The 21,585-nt window shown below is 66.2% G+C and carries 20 protein-coding genes, 1 tRNA gene and 1 pseudogene; 9 read left to right on the top strand and 13 right to left on the bottom strand.

The genetic code is table 11. The features are described 5' to 3' along the window. Positions 1-174 precede the first annotated feature (174 nt). From ACK5F2_RS13060 to ACK5F2_RS13050, 3 genes are read left to right on the top strand one after another with little or no spacing between them, the layout of a single operon-like run. Entirely contained in the window at positions 175-435 is a 261-nt protein-coding gene (locus ACK5F2_RS13060; protein WP_409865233.1) for a hypothetical protein, read from the top strand. A gap of 24 nt (positions 436-459) precedes the next feature. Beyond that, entirely contained in the window at positions 460-1,107 is a 648-nt protein-coding gene (ureE, locus tag ACK5F2_RS13055) for an urease accessory protein UreE (protein WP_409865231.1), read from the top strand. 16 nt (positions 1,108-1,123) lie between these two features. Further along, on the top strand, positions 1,124-1,849 hold the full coding sequence (locus ACK5F2_RS13050; protein WP_409865229.1) for an urease accessory protein UreF: 726 nt from the start codon (positions 1,124-1,126) through the stop codon (positions 1,847-1,849). Positions 1,850-1,875: 26 nt separating this feature from the next. Here ACK5F2_RS13050 and ACK5F2_RS13045 read toward each other — a convergent pair whose 3' ends face one another. Then, complete coding sequence (locus tag ACK5F2_RS13045; protein ID WP_409865227.1) at positions 1,876-2,463, bottom strand: chalcone isomerase family protein; 588 nt, start codon at positions 2,461-2,463, stop codon at positions 1,876-1,878. A 226-nt stretch (positions 2,464-2,689) separates the two neighbouring features. Here ACK5F2_RS13045 and ACK5F2_RS13040 point away from each other — a divergent pair, with 226 nt between their 5' ends. Beyond that, positions 2,690-3,697, top strand: a complete 1,008-nt coding sequence (locus ACK5F2_RS13040; RefSeq protein WP_409865225.1) for a transporter — start codon at positions 2,690-2,692, stop codon at positions 3,695-3,697. Positions 3,698-3,759: 62 nt separating this feature from the next. On the opposite strand, the gene argJ is transcribed toward ACK5F2_RS13040, so the two are convergent. The 4 genes from argJ to secA form a co-directional block, all read right to left on the bottom strand. Then, entirely contained in the window at positions 3,760-4,989 is a 1,230-nt protein-coding gene (gene argJ, locus ACK5F2_RS13035) for a bifunctional glutamate N-acetyltransferase/amino-acid acetyltransferase ArgJ (protein ID WP_409865224.1), read from the bottom strand. 208 nt (positions 4,990-5,197) lie between these two features. Next, positions 5,198-5,863 (bottom strand): PEP-CTERM sorting domain-containing protein, encoded by a 666-nt coding sequence (locus tag ACK5F2_RS13030; protein ID WP_409865222.1) that lies wholly within the window; start codon positions 5,861-5,863, stop codon positions 5,198-5,200. Between the two features lie 45 nt (positions 5,864-5,908). After that, entirely contained in the window at positions 5,909-6,415 is a 507-nt protein-coding gene (locus tag ACK5F2_RS13025; protein ID WP_409865219.1) for an FxDxF family PEP-CTERM protein, read from the bottom strand. Positions 6,416-6,635: 220 nt separating this feature from the next. Next, positions 6,636-9,380 (bottom strand): preprotein translocase subunit SecA, encoded by a 2,745-nt coding sequence (gene secA, locus ACK5F2_RS13020; protein WP_409865216.1) that lies wholly within the window; start codon positions 9,378-9,380, stop codon positions 6,636-6,638. Between the two features lie 240 nt (positions 9,381-9,620). Here secA and ACK5F2_RS13015 point away from each other — a divergent pair, with 240 nt between their 5' ends. Beyond that, positions 9,621-9,977, top strand: a complete 357-nt coding sequence (locus ACK5F2_RS13015; RefSeq protein WP_409865215.1) for a hypothetical protein — start codon at positions 9,621-9,623, stop codon at positions 9,975-9,977. A gap of 60 nt (positions 9,978-10,037) precedes the next feature. Here the strand turns inward: ACK5F2_RS13015 and ACK5F2_RS13010 are convergent. From ACK5F2_RS13010 to petA, 6 genes are all read right to left on the bottom strand, one after another. Further along, positions 10,038-10,113, bottom strand: a tRNA-Thr gene (locus ACK5F2_RS13010). Between the two features lie 115 nt (positions 10,114-10,228). Then, positions 10,229-10,783 (bottom strand): ClpXP protease specificity-enhancing factor, encoded by a 555-nt coding sequence (locus tag ACK5F2_RS13005; RefSeq protein ID WP_409865213.1) that lies wholly within the window; start codon positions 10,781-10,783, stop codon positions 10,229-10,231. 12 nt (positions 10,784-10,795) lie between these two features. Beyond that, positions 10,796-11,413, bottom strand: coding sequence for a glutathione S-transferase N-terminal domain-containing protein (locus ACK5F2_RS13000; protein WP_102766301.1), 618 nt, complete (start codon positions 11,411-11,413; stop codon positions 10,796-10,798). Positions 11,414-11,525: 112 nt separating this feature from the next. Then, positions 11,526-12,308: a cytochrome c1 gene (locus tag ACK5F2_RS12995; RefSeq protein WP_409865235.1), complete on the bottom strand. Its 783-nt coding sequence runs from the start codon at positions 12,306-12,308 to the stop codon at positions 11,526-11,528. Positions 12,309-12,334: 26 nt separating this feature from the next. Further along, on the bottom strand, positions 12,335-13,735 hold the full coding sequence (locus ACK5F2_RS12990; RefSeq protein ID WP_409865211.1) for a cytochrome b: 1,401 nt from the start codon (positions 13,733-13,735) through the stop codon (positions 12,335-12,337). A gap of 18 nt (positions 13,736-13,753) precedes the next feature. Next, on the bottom strand, positions 13,754-14,350 hold the full coding sequence (gene petA, locus ACK5F2_RS12985; RefSeq protein ID WP_409865209.1) for a ubiquinol-cytochrome c reductase iron-sulfur subunit: 597 nt from the start codon (positions 14,348-14,350) through the stop codon (positions 13,754-13,756). Between the two features lie 189 nt (positions 14,351-14,539). Between petA and mscL the strand changes: the two genes are divergently transcribed. Both mscL and ACK5F2_RS12975 read left to right on the top strand, forming a co-directional pair. Continuing rightward, positions 14,540-14,989 carry a large conductance mechanosensitive channel protein MscL gene (gene mscL / locus ACK5F2_RS12980; protein ID WP_409865207.1) on the top strand — a complete coding sequence of 150 codons (450 nt, stop codon included), beginning with the start codon at positions 14,540-14,542 and terminating at the stop codon, positions 14,987-14,989. Between the two features lie 148 nt (positions 14,990-15,137). Further along, positions 15,138-17,546, top strand: coding sequence for a DUF1631 family protein (locus ACK5F2_RS12975; protein WP_409865205.1), 2,409 nt, complete (start codon positions 15,138-15,140; stop codon positions 17,544-17,546). A gap of 13 nt (positions 17,547-17,559) precedes the next feature. Here the strand turns inward: ACK5F2_RS12975 and pdxA are convergent, their stop codons facing one another. Next, positions 17,560-18,612: a 4-hydroxythreonine-4-phosphate dehydrogenase PdxA gene (pdxA, locus tag ACK5F2_RS12970; RefSeq protein WP_409865203.1), complete on the bottom strand. Its 1,053-nt coding sequence runs from the start codon at positions 18,610-18,612 to the stop codon at positions 17,560-17,562. Positions 18,613-18,767: 155 nt separating this feature from the next. Between pdxA and ACK5F2_RS12965 the strand changes: the two genes are divergently transcribed. After that, positions 18,768-20,627 (top strand): DUF885 domain-containing protein, encoded by a 1,860-nt coding sequence (locus ACK5F2_RS12965; RefSeq protein ID WP_409865202.1) that lies wholly within the window; start codon positions 18,768-18,770, stop codon positions 20,625-20,627. Between the two features lie 13 nt (positions 20,628-20,640). Here the strand turns inward: ACK5F2_RS12965 and ACK5F2_RS12960 are convergent, their stop codons facing one another. Then, the gene (locus tag ACK5F2_RS12960) at positions 20,641-21,402 is read right to left on the bottom strand and encodes a Nif3-like dinuclear metal center hexameric protein (protein ID WP_409865200.1); all 762 of its coding nucleotides are present in this window, start codon (positions 21,400-21,402) and stop codon (positions 20,641-20,643) included. A gap of 29 nt (positions 21,403-21,431) precedes the next feature. Between ACK5F2_RS12960 and ACK5F2_RS12955 the strand changes: the two are divergent. Beyond that, a pseudogene (locus ACK5F2_RS12955) lies at positions 21,432-21,585 on the top strand (2-alkenal reductase); the annotation flags it as partial.

The raw sequence follows: 21,585 nt of genomic DNA, 5'->3' as shown, positions 1-21,585 counted from the left end.
TGGCAATGGCGCGTTGGGGCCAGTCCGCCTCGCCAGGCTGCTCGCGATGACCGTGCTTGAGGGCGAAGCGGGCGATCAGCCTGGTCGGCGCGTCGAGGCACCAGCTGCGGTCGGATATCGGGTGCAGGCTCTACGGGCGCTACCGGCAGTGCAGGCGAGAGCAGCGGCGGCAAGGTGGCCGCGCCGAGCGGCAAGCAGGTGGCCTTGGTCAGCCCCGCCAGCGCCAGCAAGGCCGAGGCCGAGGCGGCACTGGAACGCATGCGCAGCCTGCTGGGCGAAACGGTGCGCGACCCTAGCAGCCTGCAGGGCCATGTCTTCCAGACCCACGAGGGCTGGCGCGCTGCGGTCTGGCCCTTCCCCAGCCGCGAAGAGGCTCAGCTGGTGAATGCCATTCTGGTGGCACGGGGCTTGCGTACGCGAGCGGTGGATTTCTAGCCCATCTGGCCTACAGTGCCACCCATGCTGACCGTCAACAAACTCCTCCCCCAAGGGCGCGGCCTGGCCGCCGTCCTGCTCAAGCGCGCACCCCAGATCGAACTGGACTGGGATGTGCGGCAGAAAAGTCGCTTCGACGCCACCGACAGCCAGGGCCGGGCGCTGGCCGTCTTCCTGCCGCGCGGCAGCGTGGTGCGCGGCGGCGATGTGCTGGTGGCCGAGGACGGCAGCCTGATCCGCGTGCTGGCCGCGCCCCAGCCGGTGCTGGAGGTGAGGGCCTGTGCCGAGCATGGCAGCCCCTTCGACCTGCTGCGCGCCGCCTACCACCTGGGCAACCGCCATGTGCCGCTGGAACTCAAGCCCGACCATCTGAAGCTGGAGCCCGACCATGTGCTGGCCGAGATGCTGCGCATGATGCATCTGGTGCTCACCGAGACCCAGGCCGCCTTCGAGCCCGAGTCGGGCGCCTATGGCGGCGAGGGTCATGGCGGGCATGGACACAAGCACGAGCACCAGCACGAGCACGCCCATGTGCACGGCCCCGGCTGTGCTCACGATCATGCGCATGAACACGGCGCCGCACCGGCACCGCGTGGCAAGCCGCTGAACATCGCCGTCACCGCGGCCGCGCCGGCCCAGCCGCATGTGCACGGTCCGGGCTGCAAGCACTGAGCGGGCGAGCTCGACCATGCCCCGCGTACGCGCGCCCGCCGCGCCGGTGAGTGCCGGCGCCTGGCTGCAGCTGATGCAGCTCGCCTCCCCCGCCTTGCCGGTGGGCGGCTTCAGCTATTCCGAGGGCCTGGAGGCCGCGGTGGACGGCGGCCTGGTCGGCAACGAAGTCCAGGCCCGGCAATGGCTGCTGGACCAGCTGGCCCTGGCCCTGGGCCGCGCCGATCTGCCGGCCTGCGCGTCCGCCATGCGAGCCTGGCAGCGCGAGGACAGCGATCGGGTGCAGGCCCTCAACGACTGGGTGCTGCAGACCCGCGAAACCCGCGAGCTGCGCCTGCAGAGCGAACAGATGGGGCGTTCCCTGCTGGAGTGGCTGCGCAACCGTGGCGACGCCGCAAGACCCGACACCGCGCGGCGCCTGCAGGCGCTGGCCTCCTTGCGCCCGGCGCCCAGCTGGCCGGTGGCTTTTGGCCTGGCCGCCGCACTGACCGGCGCACCGCTGCGCGAGGCCATGCTGGCCCATGCCTTTGGCTGGGCCGAGAACCTGGTGGCGGCCGCCATCAAGGCCGTGCCCCTGGGCCAGAGCGCGGGTCAGCGCATGCTGGAAGCCCTGGGCCAGGAGATTCCCGCGGTGGTGGACGCAGCGCTGGCACAGACCGAGAGCCAGCGCCAGGCGTTCAGCCCGGGCCTGGCCATTCTCTCGGCCCGGCACGAGGCACAGTACTCGCGGCTATTCAGGTCCTGAGCGCCGCTGCGCTCCGGGGCGTGCGCTCAGCTGGCGCTGCCGCCCAGCAGGCCCTCACGGGTGCTGGCGCGAATCTTGGGGCCCAGCCAGACCTTCATCATCATCTTGAAGAACTGCTCGCCCTGGATCGGGTCACTCAGGCGCTTGTCGTTGAGCGTGAATTCGGTGGTCTTGTCGACGGCGTTGTAGTCGATCACGACCAGGTCCCCCTTCTCGACCCGGCTGCGCTGGCCGAACACCGCGCCGAGCTGGGAGATGGCGACGATGTTGGCGCCGAACTCTTCGGTGCTGACGTTCTGCCGGATGCGATCCAACATCGCGTTCGAGAGATCCCTGGCCGCTACCGACCTGAGCATATAGAACTGGATGCGCTTGGAACCGGCCACCGCGGCCGCGCCCTCGGGCGTCCTCTGCTTGCTGCTCAGATAAAGCCCGACCACGGTGGAGCGGGTGGAAAGGATGCTGGACACCGCCACGCCATTGAGCACCAGACTCTGCTTGCCCACCGCCACCGAGGGCGGGAAATCGAAACCCTCGAACTTGTGGTCCTGGGCCTGCGCGGAACCGGTCGCCAGCAAGAGGGCGATGGCGAGGGGGCGTAGCAGCTGCAGCATGGTGTCTCCTGATCTTGCGGCAGCGCCACATGAGCGGGCACTGCCGAGGGCGGGATGATAGAGATGTGCGGCAATCGCGCGCGCCGCCCAGCCGGTAAAAATTGGCACCCATTCTCGATTGGGCTGAGCACTCTAGAGCGCTCGAAGCGAATTGCCCGCCAAGGCTGGCAGCATGCCGGGCCGATTCGCCGGGCGCCGCCCGGTATCACTGTCATCAGGACCCGCCATGAAGAAGTACATGTCCTCGCTCGCGCTTGCAATACTGGCCCTCAGCGGCGCTGCACAAGCCACCGAAAACGGCCAGCTACGCGCCCTGCTGGGCGCACCAGGCTTTGAGATGGCGACGCCCCAGTTCCCCGGCGTCTATGGCCAGCTCTGGCTGCAGAACTACCGTGCCAAGCAGTTCAAGGGCGATGATGGCCAGGCCCTGAAGAGCACCGCGAGCACGCCGCTGGGTCCCTTGGCCCTGCGCGTCGAGGGCGAGGTCGAGGCCGATGTCTTTGTCGCGCGCAGCACCTGGGTGAGCGATATGCGCTTGGCCGAGGGCCGTGTGGGCTTCTCGGCCTCCCTGCCGCTGATCCGGCAGCGCAATGACATCCGCCTGAGCGCCGAGCTGCCCGCCGGCCTGCCCGCTTCGGCCGTGCGCGCCGTGCAAGACCTGCTGGCCCAGCAGGGCGCTGCGCGCTCGGGCAGCCAGAGCGGCGCTGGCGATCTGGACCTCACCGGCTTTGTGGACTGGCAGCAGGACGAAAGCCGCCTGGTGCTGGGCATGAGCGTGGTGGCACCGACAGGCAGCTACGAGGCACAGCGTGCGGTCAACCCCGGTGCCGGCAAGTACTGGACCCTGCGCCCGGTGCTGCTGAGCTCGGCGGTGTGGGAGAACGGCCTCGAGCTGGGTCTGCGCGCCACCTACTCCGTCAACAGCCGCAACACCGCCACCGACGTGCGCTCGGGCCAGTACCTGCATGCGGACTATGCCGCCATGTACCGCCTCAATGACGCCTGGCGCATGGGCCTGCAGGGCTATCTGGTCGAGCAAACAACGCGCGACCAGGGCCCGGGCGTCGCAGCACATGGCAACAAGGCCCGGATTCATGCCCTCGGCCCCATGCTGGCCTATATGTCGGAGAGCGGCATCTGGTCCGCCGACATCAAGGTGATGAACGAGTTCTCGGTGCGCAACCGCCCCGAAGGTCGCACCGTCTGGCTGCGCCTGAACCTGCGCCTGGACTGATCAATAGGGCAAGATCATGGCCGGCACCACATGCCGGCCACGACCCATGCGCGAGGGCCGGATCAGCTGCGGTAGTCGGCGTTGATGCTGACGTAGTCGTGGCTGAGGTCGCAGGTCCAGACCGTGGCTTCGGCCACGCCGCGGTGCAGCTGCACGCGTACCGTGATCTCGCTTTGCTTCATCACGCGCTGGCCGTCTTCCTCACGGTAGGCCGGGTGGCGGCCGCCCTTGGTCACCACATGCACATCGTCCAGATGCATCTCGATCAGGGTCTGGTCCAGATCGGCGATGCCGGCATAGCCCACCGCCGCCAGGATGCGGCCCAGGTTCGGGTCGCTGGCGAAGAAGGCAGTCTTGACCAGGGGCGAGTGGGCGATGGCATAGGCGGCCAGCTGGCACTCATGCACATCGCGACCACCCTCGATCTTGACGGTGATGAACTTGGTGGCGCCCTCGCCGTCGCGCACGATGGCCTGGGCCAGCTGCTGCGACACGGCGATCACGGCCTCGCGCAAGGCCTGACCCTCGGCGCTGGCCAGGGACTCGATGCGGGCATGCCCCGCCTTGTGCGTGGCGATCAGCACAAAGCTGTCATTGGTGGAGGTGTCGCCGTCGATGGTGATGCGGTTGAAGCTGGCATCAGCCGCCTCGGTCACCAGGGCCCGCAGCAGCTCGGGCGCGATGTTCGCGTCGGTGGCCACATAGCCCAGCATGGTCGCCATATTCGGGCGGATCATGCCAGCGCCCTTGGAGATGCCGGTCACGGTGACGGTGTGGCCGCCGATCTGCACCTGGCGCGAAGCGGCCTTGGGCAGGGTGTCGGTGGTCATGATGCCGGCGGCTGCCTCGGCCCACGCATCGGCCTTGGCGGCGGCCAGGGCCGCGGGCAGACCGGCCACGATGCGGTCCACCGGCAGGGTTTCCATGATCACACCGGTCGAAAAGGGCAGCACCTGCTCGGGCGCGATGCTCAGCAGAGCGGCCAGGGCGGTGCAGCTCTGGCGGGCGCGGGCCAGGCCATCCTCACCGGTGCCGGCATTGGCATTGCCGGTGTTCACCAGGATGGCGCGAATGCCGCGGCCGGCCTCCAGGTGCTCACGGCAGATCTGCACCGGCGCGGCGCAGAAGCGATTCTTGGTGAAGACACCGGCCACCGAGCTGCCCTCGTCCAGCAGCACCACCGTCAGATCGCGTCGATCCGCCTTGCGTATGCCCGCCATCGTGACGCCCAGGCGCAGGCCGGGCACGGGATGGAGGGAGGCAGGGTCGGGGGCGCTGAGGTTGACGGGCATGGCGGTCTCGCGATGAAGAGAAAGACAGAGCTGGAAGTCGAATGAACAGGGCCGACCGGATGGCCGGCCCGAGAAACCCGCGAAACGGGATGGCGCGGATTGTAGGGAGAGATTGAGCCCTCGCGCGCCCTGCGCACGCAGGCATCACGAAGCCCCAAACGACAAAGGGCTCCCCGCAGGGAGCCCTTCATGCTCAGGCCAGACCTGTTCAGCGCTGCTGACGGCGGCGAGCCACGAAGCCGACAACACCCAGGCCAGCGAGCAGCATGGCATAGGTGCCGGGCTCGGGAACGGCGGTGACGGTGACCAGATCCTGGAAGTTGTCACTGGACAGACGAGTGATCTGATAGCGCGCAGGACCTTGATAGGACAGCGCATCGTCCAGATAGCTATTGACCAGCGTCGTGAAGCCGAGATTCTGGGCATCGGTTCCTTGACTCAGACGGTCGAAGAAGAAGATGCCTTGGCCCTGACCCACGCCAAAGGTCTTGGCCGTCTCGTTGGTGATCTCCCAGACGGCCATCTGGAAAGCTGCTTGCTGAGTGGCATCACCCAGGGTGGCGTAATGACGGGAGAACAGGCCTTGCAAGGCTTTGGACTGATCGCCGCTGAAGCTGCCGACGGTATAGCTCTGCATGCCGTTGGCAGCAGTTGCATAGTCCTGGCCAGGCTCAATGCAGAACGCCATAAAGCTCTTGCCAGCCGAGTCCTTGAAGTACAGCGGGCCTGTTTCGTAATCATCCGTCTCCGAGGTAGAGAGGCTGATCGACGGGCCGAGCTTGTCAAAACCCAGGCTCAGCTGCCCAGCGGCCGACGCGGCGCTGGCGGTACCCAGGGCAAATGCAGCAAACAGAACGGACGGGATCGTGCGCATGAAGTGGCTCTTGTGAACGTTTGTTGGCAAATGCAGGGGACCTGATTAGGCCTGCTTGCGACGACGGCGATGAGCGACCAAGGCGCCAGCAAGCGCCAAGCCGGCCAGAGCGAACGATTGCGGCTCGGGAACGGCATTCGCCAGGGGTTGGAAGCTGCCGGCAAAGGAACCGATAGCCTTGCTGTTGGAGTCCTCGCCCATCACATCGAGCTTCCAGTCGCCTGCGCTGAGTCGGGTCTGAGGCAGGGTCCAGACTTCGTAACTCACCTTACGGCCACCCGCCAACTCCTCCTCATCCACGCTCTTCTTCAGAGTGATGAGTTCCGTGCCATTGGTCAGCACCGCGGAGCTGATCAGCACATCGTAACTCTGCTTGCTGTGGGTACGGAAATAGCCGGAGTAAAACTGCTCTGCCGCAACCGTGAAGCCGAACTGCTTCTCGAAGCCGCCCTTTTTCAGGTTGCCACTGTCAATCATGACCGGACCAGCCGAAGCAGAAGCAGCAGCGACAGCCAAGGTGGAGAACAGAGCGATGTGCTTGATGGTCTTCATGGGCAGTTTGCGGGGCCAGGTTTTATGTTTGCCTTTCGGTGCAATGAACCTCCCTGCACCGATAACCTAACTTTAGGGGGGAAGGCTTGACAAGGGCACCCCTCAAGCCGGGGCCGGCGGCCGGGTTTGTGCGCAATGTGTCACGCTCAGCATGTCAACACCCGGCTCAGCAATGACAAAGGGCGCCTGGGCGCCCTTTGTCGGCCTGCGATACCCGCTCTCAGCTCAGCTTGCCGTGGCAGTGCTTGTACTTCTTGCCGCTGCCGCAGGGGCAGGGATCGTTGCGGCCCACATGGGCGAACGCCGTCGGTGCCGGGTCTTGCGCCGGATCCTGGGACACCGAGCCATCCTCGTTGGGATGGGTGTAGGTGACGTTGCTGACGTTCTCGGCGCGCTGCTCGATGGCCTCGGCCGCCTGGGTGGCCTCTTCCTGGCTCTGGATGCGCACATTCAGCAGCACGCGGGTGACTTCCATCTTCACCACGTCCAGCAGCTGAGAGAACAGCTCGAAGGCCTCGCGCTTGTACTCCTGCTTGGGGTTCTTCTGGGCGTAGCCGCGCAGATGGATGCCCTGGCGCAGATAGTCCAGCGCCGCCAGATGCTCGCGCCAGTGCTGGTCGATGCTCTGCAGCAGCACCATGCGCATGAAGGGCGTGAACTGCTCCAGACCCACGCGCTCGAGCTTGTCGGCAAAGATGGCTTCACCGGCCTGCAGCACCTTCTCGAGGATTTCCTCGTCGGTGATGGCGTCACTCTTCTCGACGATGCCCTGCAGATCCACGGCGATCTGCCACTCGTCCTTGAGCACGCGCTCCAGGCCGGGTAGATCCCATTGTTCTTCCAGGCTCTCGGCCGGCACGAAGCCGCGCACCACATCGCTCAGGGCGCTCTGGCGCAGATTGTTGATCTGGGCCGCCACATCCTGGGCTTCGAGGATGTCGTTGCGCTGCTGATAGATGACCTTGCGCTGGTCATTGGACACATCGTCGTACTCGAGCAGCTGCTTGCGGACGTCGAAGTTGCGGCCTTCGACCTTGCGCTGCGCGGTTTCCAGCGAGCGGCTGACGATGCCGGCTTCGATGGCCTCGCCCTCGGGCATCTTGAGGCGGTCCATGATGGCGCGCACGCGATCACCCGCGAAGATGCGCATCAGCGGATCGTCCAGCGAGAGGTAGAAGCGCGAGCTGCCGGGGTCGCCCTGGCGGCCCGAGCGGCCACGCAGCTGGTTGTCGATGCGACGGCTCTCGTGGCGCTCGGTGGCGATGATGCGCAGGCCGCCCTCGGCCTTGACCTTCTCGTGCAGGCCACGCCATTCATCGCGCAGCTGCTGGATGCGACTGGCCTTTTCCTCGGCGGACAAGCTCTCGTTGGCCCCGATGAACTGAACCTGCTTCTCGACATTGCCGCCCAGCACGATGTCGGTGCCGCGGCCCGCCATATTGGTCGCGATGGTGATCACGCCGGGCCGGCCGGCCTGGGCAATGATCTCGGCTTCCTTGGCATGCTGCTTGGCGTTGAGCACCTGGTGCGGCAGCTTGGCCTGATTGAGCAGCGTGGCGATGAGCTCGGAATTCTCGATCGAGGTCGTGCCCACCAGCACCGGCTGGCCGCGCTCGTGGCACTCGCGGATGTCCTTGAGCACCGCGTCGAACTTTTCCTTGGAGGTCTTGTAGACCAGATCCAGCTCGTCGCGACGGATGGTCGGGCGGTTCGGCGGGATCACCACGGTCTCCAGACCGTAGATCTCCTGGAACTCATAGGCCTCGGTGTCGGCCGTGCCGGTCATGCCCGAGAGCTTGCCGTACATGCGGAAGTAGTTCTGGAAGGTGATCGAGGCCAGAGTCTGGTTCTCGCTCTGGATGGCCACGCCTTCCTTGGCTTCCACGGCCTGGTGCAGACCATCACTCCAGCGGCGGCCCGTCATCAGGCGGCCGGTGAACTCGTCCACGATCACCACCTCGCCGTTCTGCACGACGTAGTGCTGGTCCTTGTGATACACGTGATGCGCCCGCAGCGAGGCGGACAGATGGTGCATCAGGGTGATATTGCCGGCGTCGTAGAGGCTGGCGCCCTCGGGCAGCAGACCGGCCTGGCTGAGCAGGCGCTCGGCGTTCTCGTGGCCGTCTTCCGTCAGGTAGATCTGGTGCGACTTCTCGTCCACCGTGAAGTCACCCGGCTCGATCACGCCCTCGCCCGTGCGCAGGTCCAGCTCACCGATCTGGCGCTTGAGCAGGGGGGCGACCTTGTTGATGGCCTCGTAGAGGTCGGTCTGGTCATCGGCCTGACCCGAGATGATCAGCGGGGTGCGGGCCTCATCGATCAGGATGGAGTCCACCTCGTCCACGATGGCGAAAGCCAGACCGCGCTGCACGCGGTCGGCGATCTCGTAGACCATGTTGTCGCGCAGATAGTCGAAGCCGTACTCGTTGTTGGTGCCGTAGGTCACATCGGACTGGTAGGCGGCCTGCTTCTGCTCCCGGGTCATCTGGGGCAGGTTGATGCCCACGCTCAAGCCCAGGAAGTTGTAGAGCTTGCCCATCTCCTCGGCGTCGCGCCGCGCGAGGTAGTCGTTCACCGTCACCAGATGCACGCCCTTGCCGGTCAGGGCGTTCAGGTACACGGGCAGGGTGGCCATCAGGGTCTTGCCCTCGCCGGTGCGCATTTCAGCGATCTTGCCCGCATGCAGGGCCATGCCGCCGATCAGCTGCACATCAAAGTGGCGCATCTTCAGCACACGCTTGCCACCCTCACGGCAGACGGCAAAGGCCTCGGGCAGCAGGGCATCGAGCTTTTCGCCGCCTGCAACGCGCTGCTTGAATTCTTCGGTCTTGGCGCGCAGTTGCTCGTCGCTCAGAGCCTCGAACTGAGGCTCCAATGCATTGATCTGCTGCACCACGCGGCGGTATTGCTTGAGCAGCCGGTCATTGCGGCTACCGAAAATCTGGGTAAGAAGCTTGGGCAACATGCAGCAGCGTCAGAGGTGATGGCCGGTCCCGCCGCCGCCCGCAGGCGGCGCACGAGCCCGAGGGCCTTGCGGTCTTGTAGAGGATCTGGGCCTGGCACTTGGGGCCGGTTCTGGGCATTGCAAGCCGGCTCATAGCCGGCGTAAACCCTGAGCCCCCGCCGGGCCGCAGAAAAACCCGCCGAGTTTAGCACCGCCCACATGACGGCCTTGGCGGCCTTGGCGCGCCACTACACTGAACCCATGTCCAGCAAGCGCCGAATCACGACATCGCTCAGCAAGAGCAGCGGCCCCTATGTGCCCGACCCGCAGCCCCTGAGCCAGGCCCTGGCCCAGCACCAGGGCTTGGCGCGACTGGGCCGACTGCTGCAGGAGTCGAATCGGCGCATGGCCATCGTCGAGGTGGCGCTGCCCGGCGCCATGCGCCGCTTCGTGCGCGCCGGCCCCGTGGACGAAGAGGGTTGGACCTTGCTGGCCGCGAATGCTGCCGTGGCCACCAAGCTGCGCCACTTGCACCCACGCTTGCTGGAACTGCTGGCGGAGGCCGGCATACCGCCCGGCGAACTCCGCATCAGAGTTCTGCAGAGCACGGGCGGCTGAGGCGCATCACCAAGAAAAAGCCCCACGAGCCGTGAAGACTGCGGGGCTTTCTAGAAAAACTGGTGCCGGCTATCGGATTCGAACTGATGACCTACCGCTTACAAGGCGGTTGCTCTACCAACTGAGCTAAGCCGGCTCAGCACGGCGAGAAACTCGCCGAACTGCGCTCGCCATTGTAGGCGAAGAAATTGCCACCACACCCGAAGCAAACGCCAGCACTGAGGGCCGGGCCTGTCGCTGGTGCTGAGCTGCTACTTGATGCGCTTGAGCGCGGGCCGCCCTGCGCCGGGTGCAGCAGGGCCGCCCTCGGGATCACTGGGAGGCTCGTCGGCCGATGCGGCCTGTTCCGGTGCTTCGCCCGCCACACCGGCCCCGGCCAGGCGCAGGCCCCGCAGGGGCGTGCTGCCGGGTTTGGCCGGCGCAGCCGTGCCCGCAACAGGGGGCGCATCAGCGGCAGCCACCGCGGGTGCAGGGAAGGCCATGCCCTGCCCGTTTTCACGGGCATAGATGGCCACCACATGGTCCACCGGCACAAAGATCTCGCGAGCCACGCCGCCGAAGCGCGCCTTGAACTGGATGTGCTCGTTGCCGAGCTCCAGCCCACTGGTGGCATCGAAACCGATGTTCAGCACGATCTCGTTATTGCTGACGTACTCCTGCGGCACCTGCACCGAGTGATCCACATGCACCGCGATGTACGGCGTAAAGCCGTTATCGGAGCACCACTCATGCAGGGCCCTGATCAGATAGGGCCGTGTGGAGGCGCTGGAATTGCCGGCGGAGCTGCCGTCGCTGCTGTGATCCATGAGCTCAGTGTATTACTTGCGCATCACCTTCTCGGAGGGCGTCAGCGCCTCGATATAGGCGGGACGCGAGAAGATGCGCTCGGCGTACTTCAGCAGGGGCAGCGCGTTCTTGGACATGTCGATGCCGTAGTAGTCCAGGCGCCACAGCAGCGGGGCGATGGCCACGTCGAGCATCGAGAAGTCGTCACCCAGCATGTACTTGTTCTTCAGGAAGATGGGGGCGAGCTGGGTGAGGCGGTCGCGAATCTGGGCGCGGGCCTTCTCCAGCTGCTTGTCGGTCGCCTTGACGGCTTGACCACGACCTTCCAGCACATTGACGTGAGCGAACAGCTCCTTCTCGAAGTTGAGCAGGAACAGGCGCACACGGGCACGGGCCACCGGGTCGCCGGGCATCAGCTGCGGGTGCGGGAAACGCTCATCAATGTATTCGTTGATGATGTGCGATTCGTACAGGATCAGATCGCGCTCAACGAGGATGGGCACCTCGTTGTAGGGGTTCATCAGCGCGATGTCCTCGGGCTTGGCGAACAGGTCCACATCGCGGATTTCGAAGTCCATGCCCTTCTCGAACAGCACAAAGCGGCAACGGTGCGAATAGGGGCAGGTGGTTCCAGAATAAAGCACCATCATGGCGGCAGGCTCCCGAAGAGTCAGAGGGGTCAAAAAGCAAACGCAGTGGGTGGTCCTGACGACCCTCCCCACTGCGGTATCGGTCCCGGAACAGGCCGAGGCCGTTCGACGCTTATTTCACGTCTTTCCAGTAAGACGCGTTCAAGCGCCAGGCGAACAAGGTGAACACGGACAGGAACAGCAGCACCAGCACGCCCAGGCGGAAACGCTCGCCCTGAGCGGGCTCGCCCATCCACTGCAGATAGGCCACCAGATCGGCCACTGCGTCATCGTACTGTGCCGGAGTCAGGGCACCCGGGCTGATCTGCTCGAAGCCCTTGAACACATGCACGGTCTTGCTCTTGTCGTGAGGGTCGGCCTCATCCACGAACTTGGCCGTGCGCTGCCCCTGCAACTCCCACATGGCATGCGGCATGGCGACGCTGGGGAAGGCCAGGTTGTTCCAACCCGTGGCCTTGCTGTCGTCGCGGTAGAAGGTCCGCATATAGGTGTACAGGTAGTCGGCACCAGAGCCCTGCGAGGCACTGGCGCGCGAACGGGCGATCACGGTCAGATCCGGCGGCGCGGCGCCAAACCAGTCCTTGGCCTGCTTGGCATCCATCGAGACCTTCATGGTCTCGCCCACCTTGTCGCTGGCGAAGAGCAGATTGCTCTTGATCTGAACCTCGCTCAGGCCCAGGTCGCGCAGCCGGTTGTAGCGCATGAAGGCTGCCGAGTGGCAGTTCAGGCAGTAGTTGACGAACAGCTTGGCGCCATGCTGCAGCGCGGCCATGTCCGTCATCTTTTCCTTGGGGAACTTGTCCCACTCGATGCCGCCGCCTGCGGCATGGGCGCCGCCAGCCAGGCTCAGACCCGCCGATGCAGCGATCAGCAGCTTCGCGATGATTTTCTTCATCATGATTCTTGGCTCTCCGATGCTGTTCAGTGGGGGTGGAAGGTCACGCGGTCGGGCACGGGCTTGGGCGTACCCAGCTTGCTCCACCAAGGCATCAGCAGGAAGAAGCCGAAATAGAACAGCGTACCGACCTGGGACACCAGGGTGCCAGCGTCAGACGGCGGCTTGATGCCCAGATAGCCCAGCACGAGGAAGAAGACCACGAACAAGGCATAGAGGTACTTGTGCCAGTCCGGGCGGTAGCGGATGGACTTGACCGGGCTGTGGTCCAGCCAGGGCAGGAAGAACAGGATCACCACCGCGCCACCCATGACCACCACGCCCCAGAACTTGGCGTCGAAGACCTTGAGCAGGGCAATAGCCACCAAGGCGCCCACCAGTACCGCACCCTTGGCCTTGCCGCCAAAGCTGCCCTTGAGCACGGCCAGCACCGCACCCAGGCCGATGATCACGCACAGCACATTGACCATCACATCGGTCGTGGCGCGCAGCATCGAGTAGTAGGGCGTGAAGTACCAGACCGGGGCAATATGGGCCGGCGTCTTGAGCGGGTCGGCCGGGATGAAGTTGTTGTACTCCAGGAAGTAGCCACCCAGCTCCGGCGCGAAGAACACGATGGCGGTGAACACCATCAGGAAGATGCCCACACCGAAGATGTCGTGCACCGTGTAGTAGGGGTGGAAGGGAATGCCATCCAGAGGGCGACCCTGGGCATCCTTCTTGGCCTTGATCTCCACGCCGTCCGGGTTGTTGGAACCCACTTCGTGCAGCGCGATGATGTGCGCCACCACCAAGCCCAGCAGGACCAGGGGCACGGCGATCACGTGGAAGCTGAAGAAGCGGTTCAGGGTGGCGTCGCTCACCACATAGTCACCGCGAATCAGCAGCGCCAGATCCGGGCCGATGAAGGGCACGGCGGCAAACAGGTTCACGATCACCTGGGCGCCCCAGTAGGACATCTGCCCCCAGGGCAGCAGATAGCCCATGAAGGCCTCGGCCATCAGGCACAGGAAGATCGCGCAGCCGAAGATCCAGACCAGCTCGCGCGGCTTGCGGTAGGAACCGTAGATCAGCCCGCGGAACATGTGCAGATACACCACCACGAAGAAGGCCGAGGCGCCCGTGGAGTGCATATAGCGGATCAGCCAGCCCCAGGGCACATCGCGCATGATGTACTCGACCGAGGCGAACGCCAGGGCGGCGTCCGGCTTGTAGTGCATGACCAGGAAAATGCCAGTGACGATCTGGATCACCAGGACCAGCAGGGCCATGGAGCCGAAGATGTACCACCAGTTGAAATTCTTGGGGGCGTAGTACTCGGAGAGATGCTCCTTGTACATCTTGCTGGCCGGGAAGCGGTTGTCCACCCAGGTCAGCAGCTTGACGCCGGCAGAGGCGCCGGCGGGTGCTTCTTTGAATTCAGCCATGATCTCGCTCCGTCCGGGTTAAGCCTTCTTGTCCTCGCCGATCAGCAGCTTGCTGTCGGAGAGATACATATGGGGCGGCACCTCGAGGTTGTCCGGGGCGGGCTTGTTTTTGAAGACGCGACCCGCCATATCGAAGGTCGAGCCATGGCAGGGGCACAGGAAACCGCCATGCCAGTCGTCGGGCAGGGAGGGCTGAGCGCCGGTCTGGAACTTGTCGCTGGGCGAGCAGCCCAGGTGCGAGCAGATGCCCACGGCCACGAAGATCTCGGGCTTGATGGAGCGCCACTGATTCTTGGCGTACTCGGGCGTGGGATAGGCCGTGCGATCGGACTTGGGGTCTGCCAGCTGGGCATCCGTGGCCTTGAGCGACTCCAGCTGCTCGGGCGTGCGGCGAACAATCCACACGGGCTTGCCACGCCATTCCACGGTGGTCTTCTCACCTGGCTTCAGGCTGCTGATATCCACCTCTACCGCCGCACCCGCGGCTTTCGCACGCTCCGAGGGCGTAAAGGTGCTGACAAACGGCACTGCGGTGGCGACGCCACCCACGGCACCGGCACAACCCGTGGCGATTAGCCAGGTGCGTTTGCCTTGGTCCACTTGCTGGTCACTCATGAGGTTCCTCAAACGAGACTTCTGATCGGGGGCAACAGCGGATTCTAACGGACGCTGTCAAGCCCTCCTCTACGGAGCACCCCGGGGCGCCGCGCAGGCGCCACAACCTCTGGTTAGGCCCGATTCCCGAGCGGGGAAGGCGGGCACAATGGGCGCCGCCAAGAAACAACACACAGCAAGGGTGCTCAGATGGGATTCATGTCGGAGTTCAAGGAGTTTGCCGTCAAGGGCAATGTGGTCGATCTGGCCGTGGGCGTCATCATCGGCGGCGCCTTCGGCAAGATTGTCGATTCCATGGTCAAGGATCTGATCATGCCTTTGGTGGGCAAGGCGGTGGGCGGCCTGGACTTCAGCAACTACTTCATCCTGCTGAGCAATCCGCCGGCGGACTTCAAGGGTCCCATGACCTATGAAGCCCTGAGCAAGGCCGGCGTGCCCTTGTTCGCCTACGGCAGCTTCCTGACGATTCTGCTGAACTTCGTGATCCTGGCCTTCATCATCTTCGTGATGGTCAAGCAGATCAACCGCCTCAAGCGCTCGGAAGCCGCACCCGCCGCCGCTGCGGAGCCGGCCCCCACGCCGGAAGAAGTGCTGCTGCTGCGCGAGATTCGCGACAGCCTGCGCAAGAACGGTCAGTAAACCGTCCAGGGGCTCAGAGCGGCCGGCTGTCAGAATTCCGGCGTTCTGAATTTCCCGCCTGCCCCTGCGCCCTGCAGGACGGGGGCTTTGGCGCGATACTGCCGCAGCACGACTGCGGCGCTCCCGCCCCCCCCTGCCCATCCCACGCATGAACTCGCCAGACGTCCGCCTGAATCCCCACCTCGAAGCCGCCCTGCAACGCCTGCGCACCGCGGCCGAGCAAGCTGCCGACCGAGGCGCCGAGGGCATGGGCATGGCCGCGCTCTCGGCGGGTCAACACAAACGACGCGACGCCCTGCTCGCCGCCCAGTTCCTGTTCCGCAAGCAGCAGGCCTTGTTCGGCCAACGCTTTCACCAAAGCCTGCGCGGGCAGATGGCGGGCGAGCAGCGCCCCAAGCAAGACAGTGCGAGCAGCAAGCCCAACTGGGGCGAGTTGTCGCTGATGAACGACGAGCAGGTCGACGCCATGGTAGCGGCCGACCGGATCGGCCTGGCCATAGGGCATCAAAGCGAGTGGGAGCTGCGCGATGTGGAGTCCTATCTGCCTGGGCTGGGCGTGGAAGGCGGCGATCGCAACCCGCTGCGACCGGCCCTCGTAGCCCAGGCCCTGCTGGATGCCATCCATGCGCTGACCGACGATCACGAGGCGCGCCAGTTCCTGATTGACGAGATGACCCGTTCGCTGGCCCAGGAGATGCGGGCCTGCTATGCCGACATCGCCCAGCTTTTCCGCAGCCGGGGCCTGCGCCCCCAGGATCTGCGCGTGAGAGGCACCGAGGCAGCGGGCGGCCACACGGTTCAGCACAGCAGCTACGGCCCCCTCGGCCAGACCGTGCACTCCCAGCAAGGCATGAGTGGCTTCAGCAGCCGCGGCGGTCTGACTGGCAGCGGCCCCGCTGGCTTCGCCGCCCCCGGCCGTGGCGGCGCAGCCAGCAGCTGGGGCGCCGCCACCGGCAGCCGTGCCGCGCCCGGAATGCTGGGTGCCGTGGATCCCCAGATGATGGATCTGCTCAGACGCCTGGCCTTCTCGCCAGCCACCCTGCCCACGGCAGACATGGGCGAGATCGGCGAAACAGTGGGTGCGGGCATGAGCACCCTGGCCGGGGGCTGGGAGTCCGGCCTTGGCGACCTTGGTCAGCCCGCCTGGGGTGGGCAGCCCATGCCGCCGAACCTGATCGTCCAGCATCGCGATGAGCTGCGTCAGGCTGCCACGGGGCAGCTCGACCATATGGTGATCGATGTGATCGGCAGCCTGTTCGATCAGATCCTGGCCGATCCCAAGGTGCCGCCGCAGATGGCGCGCCTGATTGCACGGCTTCAGCTCCCGGTGCTGCGTGCGGCCCTGGGTGACCGCAGCTTCTTCTCCTCGCGCCGACACCCGGTACGCCGCTTCATCAACCGCACCGCCTCGCTGGCCTGCGCTTTTGACGACTTTTCCGAGGACCCGGGACGCGAGTTTCTGCGCCGGGTTCGCGAACTGGTCAACGAGGTGGCGGAGGGGGACTTCGAGCGCATGGACGTCTATGAGTCCAAGCTCGATGCGCTGGAGCAGTTCATCGCCGAGCAGAGCGCCCAGGTGCTGCGCGCCGGCAGCGATGCAGCCGCCCTGGTAGAGCGCAAGGAAACCGATTTGCGCCTGCAGCAGCGCTATATGCAGCAGTTGCAGGCCTCACTGGCCCCGGTAGCCATGCCGGACTTCCTGCGGGAGTTCCTGGCCCAGGTCTGGAGCCAGGCCATCGTCATGGCCGGCCGCGATGGCGGTGCCGAGCGCGAGCAGCGTCTGCGCCAAAGCGGCCGCGATCTGGTCATGAGCGTGCAGCCCAAGGGCGGGACCGCCCAGCGCCAGGCCTTCCTGGCCATGCTCCCGGGCCTGATGCGCAGCCTCAACGAAGGCCTGGATCTGATCGCTTGGCCCGAGGCGGCCCGCAAGAGCTTCTTCGCTGCCCTGCTGCCCGCCCATGCCGAGTCACTCAAGGGCCAGGGCCTGAGCCCCCTGGATCACAATCTGCTGGTCAAGCAGCTCGATGGCGTGTTTGGCGTGGCCGCACCGACCGAGCAGGACCTGCCAGCCAACGCACCACTGGAAGTACCCGAGGACCTGGACCTCGCTCAGCGCCTGAGTGCCGATGAGGCCAAGCGGCTGGGTCTGGTCCAGGACACCAAGGTGGACTGGGAAGGCCATCTGGACATCGACCTGAGCGCGGGCGAGGCTCCGCTGAGCAGCGTGGATATCAGCATCGACGGCCTGCCCGCCGCCGAGGCCCCGGAACCCAGCCAGGGTGCCTTGCTGCTCGAGAACCTGCAGCTGGGCTTTGCCTACCAGATGAACACCGGCGACCAGTGGCGCAAGGTTCGCCTGGCCCATATCAGCGCCGGCCGCAGCTTCTTCATCTTCACCTACGGCCAGAAACACCAGGAAACGGTGACCATGACGGCGCGCATGCTCAAGCGCCTGTGCGAGGCCGGCCGGCTCAAGGCCTTCGAGAGCGCTTATCTGCTGGAGCGCGCCACCGCGCGTGCGCGCAAGCAGCTGGCCGAGCTGAGCAAGACGGCCTGATCGGGCCGCCGGATCAGCCCGCCTCGCCCAGCAGGCGCCGCGCCATGCGGATGGCCGCACGCATGCTGGAGGGATCGGCCATGCCACGACCCGCGATGTCGAAGGCCGTGCCATGGTCCGGGCTGGTGCGCACGAAAGGCAGGCCCAGCGTCACGTTGACGCCCTCCTCCACCCCCAGATACTTCACCGCGATCAGGCCATGGTCGTGGATCATGGACACGACCAGGTCGAACTCGCCCGCGCGCTGCGCGCTGCTGCGGGCGCGCATGAAGACCGTATCCGGCGCATAAGGGCCGCTCACATCCAGGCCCTCGGCACGCGCCTGCTCGATGGCGGGGGCGATGATCTCGATCTCCTCGCGGCCGAACAGCCCGCCCTCGCCCGCATGCGGGTTCAGGCCCGCCACCGCGATGCGCGGCTGCGCGATGCCGAAGCGGCGCAGGGCCGCGGCGCTGATGCGCAGGGTCTGCAGCACGCGCTCGACGCTCAGGGCCTCAATCGCTTCGCGCAGCGCCATATGGATGGTCACCAGCACCACGCGCAGTTCCTCATTAGCCAGCATCATGCGCACGGGCGGAGGCTCGCCCCCCGGTGCAGCGGCCAGGGCCTGCAGCATCTCGGTGTGGCCGGGATGGTCCACACCCGCGGCATGCAGGGCCTCCTTGTGGATGGGAGCGGTCACCAGGCCCGCGGCCTGGCCCGCCTGGATGGCGGCCACGGCGGCCGTGATGCAAGCCGCCGCCGCCGCGCCGGCACGCGCATCGATATGCCCCTGGCGCGCCTCAAGAAGATCGGCGCCCAGGCCCGCAGGCTGCCAGACCGGCAGGCAGTCCGGCGGCACACCCGGCAGCTCGGCCAGGCTATCGAGCCGGGCCAGCGGCAGATTCAGGCCGCACTGGCGCGCAGCGCGACGCAGCACGCCGGCATCCCCCACCAGGCAGAGCTGCTCGCGCCGCACATCGGCCGCCCAGGCGGCCACCGCGATCTCGGGGCCGATGCCGCAGGCATCGCCCATGGTCAGCAAGAGGGGCAAACCGGGAGCCGGTGAAGGAGATGTCTCGTTCATGGAGCGATTGTTCCATGCGGCTTTCGACCTTCGAAAAACGTGCTTCGTCGCATGGCCGCGCCGCGCCCCATCGCGCATGCCACACTGCGCGCGGCCCCATCCGGCCCACACAGACAGGTCGCCCATCCGCGGCGACCGCCACAGGAGGAGATTTCATGCCCATTCGCAGTCCTTCGCCCGTCTCGCGCGCCGCGCTCGCGCCCCTGTTGCTGGCCCTGGCGGCCGCCACGCTGGCGACGGCGAGCCTCGCCACCCCAGCAGCCCCCAGCGCTCGCAGCGCCCAGCCGCCCCAGAGCCAGGAAGCCCGGCGCCTGCACGCCCTCTTTGCCGAAGCCTGGGAAGACAGCGCTCGCCGCTATCCCGAATGGGCCACCTACCGCGGCGACCATCGCTATGGCGACAAGCTCAGCGACCGCAGCCCCGAGGCCGAGGCCGCCGCACGCGCCCAGCGCCAGCGCTATGAGCAGCGCCTGCGCGCCATCCCGCGTGAGCGACTGAGTGCCCAGGACCGGGTCTCCTACGATATGTTCCTGCGCAATCTGCAGCAGGAGCGGGAGCTGGACCGCTACGAGGGCTACCGCAGCCTGAGCATCGGCTCGCTCTGGGGCTTCCACACCAGCCTGGCCAATCTGATGCGCCAGAGCCCGGCGCGCAACGAGCAGGATCTGCGCCATATCCTGGCGCGCTTTGCGGCCTATCCGAAGCGCGTGGACCAGGAACTGGCCCGCCTGGAGCGCGGCATGCAGCTGGGCTGGGTCAGCAGCCGCCCCGTGCTGGAGCGCGCCCTGCAGCAACTGGACACCCAGCTCACGGCCGATGTGAGCCGCAGCCCCTTCTACGAGCCCTTCGGCCGCAGCGGCAAGGACCTGCCCGAGGCCACGCTCGGCGCCCTGCAGACCCAGGCCCAGGAGGCGCTGCGCAGTCAGGTCTACCCGGCCATGCGCAAGCTCTCCAGCTTCCTGCGCGAGCGCTACCTGCCCCAAGCCCCGGCCGACGGCGCCTACCAGCGCTACCCACAGGGCGCTGAGGTCTATGCCGCCCTGGTGCGCCTGCACACGACCACGAACATCAGCGCCGACGAGGTGCACGAGATCGGCCTGGCCCAGGTCAAGCGCCTGCGCGCCGAGATGGAAGCCGTGCGCGAGCAGGCCGGCTTCAAGGGCAGCCTGGCCGAATTCGTGGACATGATCAAGAACGACCCGGCCCAGTACTATCCCGATGGCGAGAGCCTGCTGACCGGCTACCGCGAGATTGCCAAGCGCATCGACCCCGAGCTGCCGCGCCTCTTTGCCGAGCTGCCCCGCGCGCCCTACGGCATCCGCGCCATGCCCGCCTTCATGGGTCCTGGCGCCGCCGAGAACTACAGCCGCCCGGAACAGGGCGGGCGCAGCGCCGGCTGGTTCAATGCCAATGCCCTGGCCTTCAAGCGCAAGCCCAAATGGGCCATGGAGACCCTGGTGGCGCATGAGGCCATGCCCGGCCACCATCTGCAGAGCGCCCGCGCGACCGAGCTGGGCGAGCTGCCCGAGTTCCGCCGCAATGCCTTCATCACCGCCTACGGTGAGGGCTGGGCGCTCTATGCCGAGACCCTGGGCGGCGAGCTGGGCCTGTACCAGACACCCTACAGCCGCTTCGGCCATCTGCAGGCCCAGATGCTGCGCGCCACCCGCCTGGTGGTGGACACCGGCCTGCATGCCAAGGGCTGGAGCCGCCAGCAGGCCATCGACTACATGCTGGAGCAAGGCGGCGAGGACCCGGTCTTCATCGCCTCCGAGGTGGATCGCTACTACTCCAACCCCGGCCAGGCCCTGGCCTACATGATGGGCAAGCTGCGCATCGAGACCCTGCGCGACCGCGCCCGCCAGGCCCTGGGCGAACGCTTCGAGCTGCGTGACTTCCACATGGTGGTGCTGGACCAGGGCGCGGTGCCGCTGGACGTGCTGGAGCGGCGCGTGGACGAGTGGGTGGCCGAGCAGCTCAAGCGGGGCAAGGCCGCAGCACGCAAGCCCTCCTGAGCGCTCAGACGCTTCAGGCCGGATTGGGCAGGTCGATGAACTGCTGGCGCAGGCCCGGGAAGTCCTGCGCCAGGCGTGCGCCCAGGGCCTGCACGCCGTAGCGCTCGGTGGCATGGTGGCCGGCCGCCACATAGGCCACGCCGGTTTCGGCCGCGTAGTGAGCCTGCGGCTCGGAGATCTCGCCGGTCACGAAGACATCGGCGCCGGCCGCGATGGCCGCCTCGAAAAAGCCCTGGGCCCCGCCGGTGCACCAGGCCACGCGGCGCAGCGCCCGGCCATCGCCCGGCACGGCCAGCACCTCGCGGCCCAGGCGCTGGCGCAGCTGGGCGCTGAACTCGTCCAGCGAGGCCGGAGCCGGCAGCGGGCCGGCAAAGCCCAGATCCTGCTCGCCAAAGCGCGCATCGGCCTCCCAGCCCAGCAGGCGGCCCAGCTGCGCGTTATTGCCCAGCTCGGCATGCGCATCCAGCGGCAGGTGGTAGGCGAAGAGATTGATATCGTGCTGCAGCAGGCGCTGCAGACGCTGCTTCATCCAGCCGGTGATGCGACCGTCCTGACCGCGCCAGAACAGACCGTGGTGCACCAGGATGGCATCGGCCCCAGCGGCAATCGCCGCGTCAATCAGATCGAGACTGGCCGTCACACCGGAGACGATCTTGTGGATCTCGGGTTTGCCCTCAACTTGCAAACCGTTCGGCCCATAATCGCGAAACCGGGGCACCTCCAGCAGGGTCTGCAGGTACTGATCGATATGGGCAATTTGGGCGGTTTGCGTCATTGAGGGAGCCTCTTGGATGTGTGGGAACTATGCGTAGAACCTGGTTGATTTTCTCCCAGGCCGTGACCGTTGCCGTGGCGGTGCTGTTCGTGGTGGCCACGCTCAAGCCCGACTGGCTGCGCCGCAGCCCGGTGGCTGAACTCCAAACCCTCACAGCGCCCGTTGTTGGCCCCACCGCTGGCT

Origin of the sequence: Roseateles sp. (genome assembly GCF_046300915.1) — a bacterium.
GTDB lineage: Bacteria > Pseudomonadota > Gammaproteobacteria > Burkholderiales > Burkholderiaceae_C > Kinneretia.
The sequence above is the reverse complement of the archived record's forward strand: the minus strand, read 5'-3'. Positions and strand labels throughout refer to the sequence as shown.

What these genes read in the sequence shown, in the direction of transcription:
- ACK5F2_RS13045 (WP_409865227.1), bottom strand. Translation starts at nt 2,463, where the DNA reads ATGCTGCAGCTGCTACGCCCCCTCGCCATCGCCCTCTTGCTGGCGACC.
- petA (WP_409865209.1), bottom strand. Translation starts at nt 14,350, where the DNA reads ATGAGTGACCAGCAAGTGGACCAAGGCAAACGCACCTGGCTAATCGCC.
- ACK5F2_RS12995 (WP_409865235.1), bottom strand. Translation starts at nt 12,308, where the DNA reads ATGAAGAAAATCATCGCGAAGCTGCTGATCGCTGCATCGGCGGGTCTG.
- secA (WP_409865216.1), bottom strand. Translation starts at nt 9,380, where the DNA reads ATGTTGCCCAAGCTTCTTACCCAGATTTTCGGTAGCCGCAATGACCGG.
- ACK5F2_RS13025 (WP_409865219.1), bottom strand. Translation starts at nt 6,415, where the DNA reads ATGAAGACCATCAAGCACATCGCTCTGTTCTCCACCTTGGCTGTCGCT.
- ACK5F2_RS13040 (WP_409865225.1), top strand. Translation starts at nt 2,690, where the DNA reads ATGAAGAAGTACATGTCCTCGCTCGCGCTTGCAATACTGGCCCTCAGC.
- ACK5F2_RS13030 (WP_409865222.1), bottom strand. Translation starts at nt 5,863, where the DNA reads ATGCGCACGATCCCGTCCGTTCTGTTTGCTGCATTTGCCCTGGGTACC.
- ACK5F2_RS12965 (WP_409865202.1), top strand. Translation starts at nt 18,768, where the DNA reads ATGCCCATTCGCAGTCCTTCGCCCGTCTCGCGCGCCGCGCTCGCGCCC.
- mscL (WP_409865207.1), top strand. Translation starts at nt 14,540, where the DNA reads ATGGGATTCATGTCGGAGTTCAAGGAGTTTGCCGTCAAGGGCAATGTG.
- ACK5F2_RS13015 (WP_409865215.1), top strand. Translation starts at nt 9,621, where the DNA reads ATGTCCAGCAAGCGCCGAATCACGACATCGCTCAGCAAGAGCAGCGGC.
- argJ (WP_409865224.1), bottom strand. Translation starts at nt 4,989, where the DNA reads ATGCCCGTCAACCTCAGCGCCCCCGACCCTGCCTCCCTCCATCCCGTG.
- ACK5F2_RS12960 (WP_409865200.1), bottom strand. Translation starts at nt 21,402, where the DNA reads ATGACGCAAACCGCCCAAATTGCCCATATCGATCAGTACCTGCAGACC.
- ACK5F2_RS13000 (WP_102766301.1), bottom strand. Translation starts at nt 11,413, where the DNA reads ATGATGGTGCTTTATTCTGGAACCACCTGCCCCTATTCGCACCGTTGC.
- ACK5F2_RS13005 (WP_409865213.1), bottom strand. Translation starts at nt 10,783, where the DNA reads ATGGATCACAGCAGCGACGGCAGCTCCGCCGGCAATTCCAGCGCCTCC.
- ureE (WP_409865231.1), top strand. Translation starts at nt 460, where the DNA reads ATGCTGACCGTCAACAAACTCCTCCCCCAAGGGCGCGGCCTGGCCGCC.
- pdxA (WP_409865203.1), bottom strand. Translation starts at nt 18,612, where the DNA reads ATGAACGAGACATCTCCTTCACCGGCTCCCGGTTTGCCCCTCTTGCTG.
- ACK5F2_RS12990 (WP_409865211.1), bottom strand. Translation starts at nt 13,735, where the DNA reads ATGGCTGAATTCAAAGAAGCACCCGCCGGCGCCTCTGCCGGCGTCAAG.
- ACK5F2_RS12975 (WP_409865205.1), top strand. Translation starts at nt 15,138, where the DNA reads ATGAACTCGCCAGACGTCCGCCTGAATCCCCACCTCGAAGCCGCCCTG.
- ACK5F2_RS13050 (WP_409865229.1), top strand. Translation starts at nt 1,124, where the DNA reads ATGCCCCGCGTACGCGCGCCCGCCGCGCCGGTGAGTGCCGGCGCCTGG.